We start from the raw sequence: 6,077 nt of genomic DNA, 5'->3' as shown, positions 1-6,077 counted from the left end.
TCCACTGGTCGGTTGCCGAACATCTGCTGATTGCCGACGCAAGTGGCTATTTCGTCTATGACCTGCGAATTCATTAGCTTGGCGAACACGCCCGGTGAATGCTGGGTGTGACGGTCATGCCGTGATAGAAATTCGGCCCATGTACCGGCTCATGCGATGCCTGGTTTCTCTCCTCGCGGTCGGCACCGCACTCGTCCCCGCCGCGACCGCCACCGCGGACCCCGATGCGGCCATTCTCGACGTGCGGCCACTGGGCGGGCGGCAGTTCGAGGTCGTGGTCCAGTCGGGAGCGATGGGACGGCCCATCACGTTGTGGCTGTCCCATCCGGGTCCCGGCGCGCCCGCGCTGTATCTGCTGAACGCCGTGGACGGCGGAGAGGAGGGCGGGCCGTGGACCCGGCGCTCCGATGTCGCAGAGTTCTTCGCCGACAAGACGGTCAACGTGATCGTGCCGATGGGCGGGCGCGCCAGTTACTACACCGATTGGCAGCGCGATGACCCCGTGCTCGGCCGCAACCAGTGGACCACCTTCCTGACCAGGGAACTGCCACCACTGCTCGCGGGCAGGTTCGGGATGAACGGCCGCAATGCCGTCGCGGGGGTTTCCATGTCGGCCACCTCGGCGTTGAATCTGGCGATCGCCGCGCCGGGCTTGTATCGGGCGGTCGGCTCCTACAGTGGGTGCCCCCGAACGAGCGATCCGATGGGCCGGGCGATCGTCAACGCGCAGTTGGCGGTGTTCGGCGCGAACGCGGCGAACATGTGGGGCCCACCAGGCGATCCGGACTGGATCGAGCACGATCCGACGCTGCAGGCCGAACGGCTGCGCGGTCTGGCGCTCTATGTCTCGGCGGGCACCGGCGCACCGGGTTCGCATGAGACGCTCGGCGATCCCGGCATCGACGGCAATCCCCTTCGGCTGATGGATCGGCTGCTGGTCGGCGGGACCATGGAGACGGTGATCGGTGGCTGCACCCGTCAGTTCGTGGACCGGTTGCACGCGCTCGGTATCCCGGTCACCACCAACCTCCGCCCCGCGGGCACCCATGCCTGGACGTACTGGCAGGACGACGTGCACGAGTCCTGGCCGATGTTCGCCGCCGCGCTGGGCGTCTGATCGGCCAGCGCACCCGCGCGGGGGCGTCTCGGACCGAGCAGGCTACGAGTCCGGTACGGGACGGACCGACTCGCCTCGTAGCGATCCGTGCGGATCACGGATTCCAGGGGTCGAGTCCCCCTTCGGGATCCAGGTGATCGAGATTGGCGACGCGCCTGGCCGATCGCACCAGGGCTTCGCGGTTGATATCGGTCGGATTCGCGTAGTAGGTCTGGGCCGCGTCCCGGTGCATGGTCGCCACCCGGTGTCCGATGTGCCAGCGTGTGTCACGGCCCGCGCTGTTCCACTCGTCCGGGGTGATCGCCGCCCGCAGTGCCCGGTCCGAATGCCAGTTGTTCTCGACCCTTTGCACGAACCCGTGGTCGATCGTGGCGCCCGGGGCCGGTGCGTTGCTGTGCCGGACGAAGCTGTCTGCGGCGATGACCGCTTGGGCGGCGTAGGCTTCGTGTGCCTCGTGGCCGACGTGGTTGTCCACGGCAAACGCCGTCGCGATCGCCTTCTGCAACGGTGCGAAGCCGTACGGATTCTGCGACATCGTCGATTCCTGGGTCGACAGTGCGGCCAGCGAATGGTTGACCATATCGTGGCTGGCACCCGAGGCGAGCAGCACGTTATGCACGCGTGATTCGGGAACCTTGTTGTCGCGCAAGGCCTTCAAGGCGCGGGAGACACCAAGCTGGGTGTTCATGCCCCCATGTTGCCTGGCCGCGGCCACAGCGACGCCGCGCCAGTTCGTGCGGGACAGCTGATGCTCGATGTAGCCTTCCTCGCGGCTGGCCAAGATTCTCCTGGTGGAGCGTTCGATCTGCCTCCGTGAGGGGGCCAAAGGATTCAATGGATTGACGATTCCTCCGGCGAGCCAAGCCGTCACCGGCGAGGAGTTGATGGTGTTCAGCGCGCCGAGAGTGCTCACGAATCCCATGCCCGATGAGGGTTTCCCCCCACCACTTCCACCACCACCCATGCCGATGGCCAGGCCGCCGCTGCTCGACGACTTGGACTGACTGCCTTGGGCCGCAAGGGAGAATCGGTTGGCGATCCAGTCGTTGCCGCGGGACAGGCCGCTGCTGAGTCGCTTCAGCTGCAGTATGGCGACGATCTCGACGGTGCCCGCGATGATGATCACCGCCATCACCTGGCCGCGGGCTTGCGCGAACAGGTTGCCCATGAACAGTACGTAGACACCGAGGAAGATGGTGTACGCGGTCATCCGTGCCGCCGCGACGAAGCTGTCCACGAGATTGCGGACCAGGAACGTCTGGGTCGGGCCGTACACGAATCCGCCTGCGGCGAAGCCGAATATCGACATGATGCCGTGATAGATCGTGTCCAGCGCGGCCTTGATGACCTTGACTCCGAGGTACATCGCGAATGCCAACAGTATGCCGCCGCAGACCAGCAGCATCAGCCCGGTGGCGACCTGTCCCATGGTGGGATTCTCGGCCTTCGCGTGCGCGGCGGCGTCACCGCACGACTTCATGCCGCTGAGCACACGGGCGTCCTCGCCGGCCGCCACTCCTGCCGACCACGCCGACCGGCAGGCCGGGCGCGCGTCGACGGTATGCCCGAAATTCCACACTTGCAGGGGCTGACGGGCGAAATTGTCGGCCAGATCGCTCTGCATGGTCGACACGAGCTGGGTCGGATTCGGGTTGGCGTTCCCGTTCAAGCCGGCCGCCACGGAGATACCCAGATCACGGCCCTGCGCGAGCAATCCATCCGAGGACAGCACATCTGCCAGGGGCTCGGCCAGGAACAGCGGTCCGAGCACCGCCACCCCCAGCATCGTCACCACCTGCATGGTGGCCTTGGCGTGGTAGCCGCGCACGATGAACCAGGCGACGCAGAACGCGCCGATGGTGGCCGCGGTGACCAGCATGATCGGGGTCGCGATCTGCCCGGCCAGGGCATCGGCCACGCCACGCAACGCCGCACTGAACATGTCCAGCCACCGGAAGCTCAACGCGTAGCCGATCACCCAGATCGCGGTCGTCACAATGGCTATGTAGCCGATGAATTCCAAGCCCAGCACGGTCCACAGGACCGTGGAGCGCGGCTTGAACAGGCTTTCGTCGCCGGTCGCGAACCGGTAGTCGGACAGGCGGATTCCCGAGGAGTCACGAATGTTCATCCAGCTGAGCCCGTCGATCCCGGATGTCCCCGCCGTCGTGCTCGCCGCGTCCTGGGCGACGGCCACCGCGCCGATAAAGCCGGGAAAGACGAACAGCGCGAAGGCGATCAGGACGAGCCAGGCCAGCCGTCGCCGGGTAGTGCCTGCGCCCGAGCGCAGCCACAGGGCAGGCGCTCCGCGATGTGCCTGGCGGGCTCGTTGGAACATGCCGGCAACTCGAACCGAATACCGCCTGGATGAACTGCGGCTGACAGTGCGTGATCGCACCACCGGGGAGCAGATGTGCACGGAGGAGTCCTTCGTCCCGCTTCTGGGAGTGCGGTCGACTGCGAATTCTGAAACGGGTTGCGCGCGAGCGGTAATGACAACCCGGGCCCCCGTCTCACGTGGTGTATTACAGACAGGTAGGGAAACATCCGGTTTAACGTCCAGTAACATCCACGCGGCTCCGGAGTGTACGTAAACATTTCGGCATGGCTTATCGGCGCTGAGAGTCAAAGATGCTGTGGTGCAGGATGATTCAGATACCGATCGGCCGCTCGGTTCGTAGATCTGCACGTACGTGGTTCGGCCGGACAGGCGTGTCCCGCCAGGTGTGCGACTGCGCCCGGATTTCGGCGCAGAGCATCGAGCCCGGCCGGGTCACGATCGAACAGGCCGGGTCATCTGGTGCTCCGCAAGCCTGTCGTACCGAGGGCGCACAATGCCGCTATGGCATATGACGAGGAGTTGGCCGAGCGGATCCGCGAATTGATCGTGCCAGGGCCGGAGCTCACCGAGCGGAAGATGTTCGGTGGCCTGGCGTTCCTGATCGGCGGCAATATGGCGGTCGCGGCCAGCCGTCAGGGTGGCCTGCTGGTCCGCGTCGACCCGGATGAGGGGGAGCGGCTGCTCGGTGAGTCGGTCGAGCCCATGGTGATGGGCGGCCGCGAGATGGTCGGCTGGCTGTATGTCGCCGCGGAGGCAGTCGACGACGACGAGGTCCTGCGGGAATGGGTCGAGCGCGGGGTCGCCTACGCCCGAACCTTCCCGCCGAAGCAGACCAAGAAGTAATAGCTAGGGCCGGACCTGGCGACGGTAGAGCACCCGGTCGAATTCGCGGCCGTATTCGTCGACCGCGACCACGTCCATCTCGCTGGCGAAGACGCCCGGTCGAACGTCGACGCGCAGGAACGAGTAATTGCGGAAGCGGACCCGCGACCACGGCGCGGGCTCGTCCTGTTTGCCGCCGCCGGGCGTCCACACATAGCTGTTCGGCACCGTGGTATCCGGCAGTTCGTTGCCGCGGAAGGACTCTTGCGAACCCGGCTGGAACTCGTAGCGTGGGCGTCCGCCGCCGCCCACGGTGTAGTAGACGGTTCCGTCGGTCTCCGGGTAGACGATCGAGTTGTCGCCCGCGACCTTTGTCGCGTTTCCCGCACGGATCGGGTCGGTGCGCTCGTAGACGTGGTTGTGCCCCTGCAGCACCAGGTCCACCTGATAGCGGTCGAACAACCCGACCCAGGCGTCGCGCACGCCGCCGTCGCTGGCGTGCGCCTCGGTGGTCGAATACGCGCAGTGGTGGAAGAAGCAGACGATGAAGTCGATGCCGGGGTCGGCGCGGTAGGCGGCCAGCGCGCGCTCCACCCAACTCGTCTGCGCCCCACCGGAATACCCGGTATTGGCGCGGATCTCGTAGGACACGTCGTTGGCGTCCAGCGAGAGCACCGCGACATTCCCGTAGCTGAACGAGTACGCCGACGGACAGCCCGCGGGGCCGTTGCCGGGAAAGTCGAGCCGCGCCGAGTGCCCGCCGTAGCCGTGGTCGCCGTAGGTGGCTTCCATGTCGTGGTTGCCGGTGGTGAACATCCATGGGGTCTGCGCGGCGCTGGGCTCGATGGCGTTGAAGTAGACGTCCCACACGTAGGGGTTGTACTTGTCGAACCCGCTGGACGGGTGCGCGCCGTGCGCGACGAACTGCCCCGGCTTGCCTTTGCCGGAGGGGTCGGCGTAGGCGATGTCGCCTGCGAGGATGTGGAAATCCGGCCGGGCCGCGGCGATCTGACGCAGCACGTTGCTCGCGTGCGGTGCGGCCGGATCGTTGTCGGCCCGGTAGTACTTGTCGTCGTAGTCGCCGGGCGCGACGCCGTCCGGCAGTGCGGGCGTCTCGTCGGTGCCCTGGTCGCCCATCATGGTGAAGCGGAACGGCAGGATCGCGGCCCTGCTGGTCGGCATCGCGGGCGCGGCGGCGCGGATGTCGCCGGCGAAACCGTCGGAGGTGCGCCAGCGATAGAAGTGCGGCACCCGGCCGGGGAGGCCGTCCACCGGCGCGTGGACGTAGAACTGTTCGGCGGCGAGCACGCCGCCATCGGCCGTGGGCACCTGGGTGAGCAGATTGCGCACCTCGGCCTCGACCGTCGCGCCCAGCGCAGGCGTGGGTCCATGATCGAGATACACCGTCGCGCCCGCCGGTCGCCGCGACAGCTGCGCCGCGAAACGCAGTTGACTCGCCGCGTCCGGGCCGAACGCCACCCGTCGTCCGCCGACCGCGAGCCGAGCCTCCTCGGCATACGCGCGAGCACCGAATGGCGCGACGCCAACCGCCGCCACCGCCGCGGCCGCCGCGGCGCCACGCAGGATGTTGCGCCGCGACACCGGATGGCGGCGCAGATAAGCGCGGTGCCATTCGTATTGCTCGGTCATCGTCATGTCGGTGGCGAGACGGCCCGGAATTCCGGTGTCAGGGATGTCGCCTGCTGGATTCAGCGGAGTGGACGGCATACCGCCGATGCTGTACGGGCGCGGCGCATCCCGGCAACTCGACACCCGCACCATGTGCGGGAACACCAG

4 protein-coding genes are annotated in these 6,077 nt (G+C 66.9%); 2 read left to right on the top strand and 2 right to left on the bottom strand.

Annotation, left to right across the window (positions count from 1 at the left end):
* The first annotated feature begins 139 nt into the window (after nucleotides 1–139).
* Nucleotides 140–1,117 carry an alpha/beta hydrolase gene (locus NA4_RS12185; protein ID WP_067468773.1) on the top strand — a complete coding sequence of 326 codons (978 nt, stop codon included), beginning with the start codon at nucleotides 140–142 and terminating at the stop codon, nucleotides 1,115–1,117.
* 94 nt (nucleotides 1,118–1,211) lie between these two features.
* On the opposite strand, the gene NA4_RS12180 is transcribed toward NA4_RS12185, so the two are convergent.
* Nucleotides 1,212–3,455: a hypothetical protein gene (locus NA4_RS12180; protein ID WP_067468770.1), complete on the bottom strand. Its 2,244-nt coding sequence runs from the start codon at nucleotides 3,453–3,455 to the stop codon at nucleotides 1,212–1,214.
* A 504-nt stretch (nucleotides 3,456–3,959) separates the two neighbouring features.
* On the opposite strand from NA4_RS12180, the gene NA4_RS12175 reads away from it, so the two are divergent.
* A complete protein-coding gene (locus NA4_RS12175; protein ID WP_067468768.1) occupies nucleotides 3,960–4,301 on the top strand; it encodes a TfoX/Sxy family protein in 342 nt (113 codons plus the stop codon).
* 3 nt (nucleotides 4,302–4,304) lie between these two features.
* Here NA4_RS12175 and NA4_RS12170 read toward each other — a convergent pair whose 3' ends face one another.
* The gene (locus NA4_RS12170) at nucleotides 4,305–6,008 is read right to left on the bottom strand and encodes a metallophosphoesterase (RefSeq protein ID WP_067468766.1); all 1,704 of its coding nucleotides are present in this window, start codon (nucleotides 6,006–6,008) and stop codon (nucleotides 4,305–4,307) included.
* Nucleotides 6,009–6,077: the final 69 nt, after the last annotated feature.

The organism is Nocardia amamiensis NBRC 102102 (genome assembly GCF_001612745.1).
In the GTDB taxonomy this organism is placed as follows: domain Bacteria; phylum Actinomycetota; class Actinomycetes; order Mycobacteriales; family Mycobacteriaceae; genus Nocardia; species Nocardia amamiensis.
The sequence above is the reverse complement of the archived record's forward strand: the minus strand, read 5'-3'. Positions and strand labels throughout refer to the sequence as shown.

What these genes read in the sequence shown, in the direction of transcription:
- NA4_RS12180 (WP_067468770.1), bottom strand. Translation starts at nt 3,455, where the DNA reads ATGTTCCAACGAGCCCGCCAGGCACATCGCGGAGCGCCTGCCCTGTGG.
- NA4_RS12175 (WP_067468768.1), top strand. Translation starts at nt 3,960, where the DNA reads ATGGCATATGACGAGGAGTTGGCCGAGCGGATCCGCGAATTGATCGTG.
- NA4_RS12185 (WP_067468773.1), top strand. Translation starts at nt 140, where the DNA reads ATGTACCGGCTCATGCGATGCCTGGTTTCTCTCCTCGCGGTCGGCACC.
- NA4_RS12170 (WP_067468766.1), bottom strand. Translation starts at nt 6,008, where the DNA reads ATGCCGTCCACTCCGCTGAATCCAGCAGGCGACATCCCTGACACCGGA.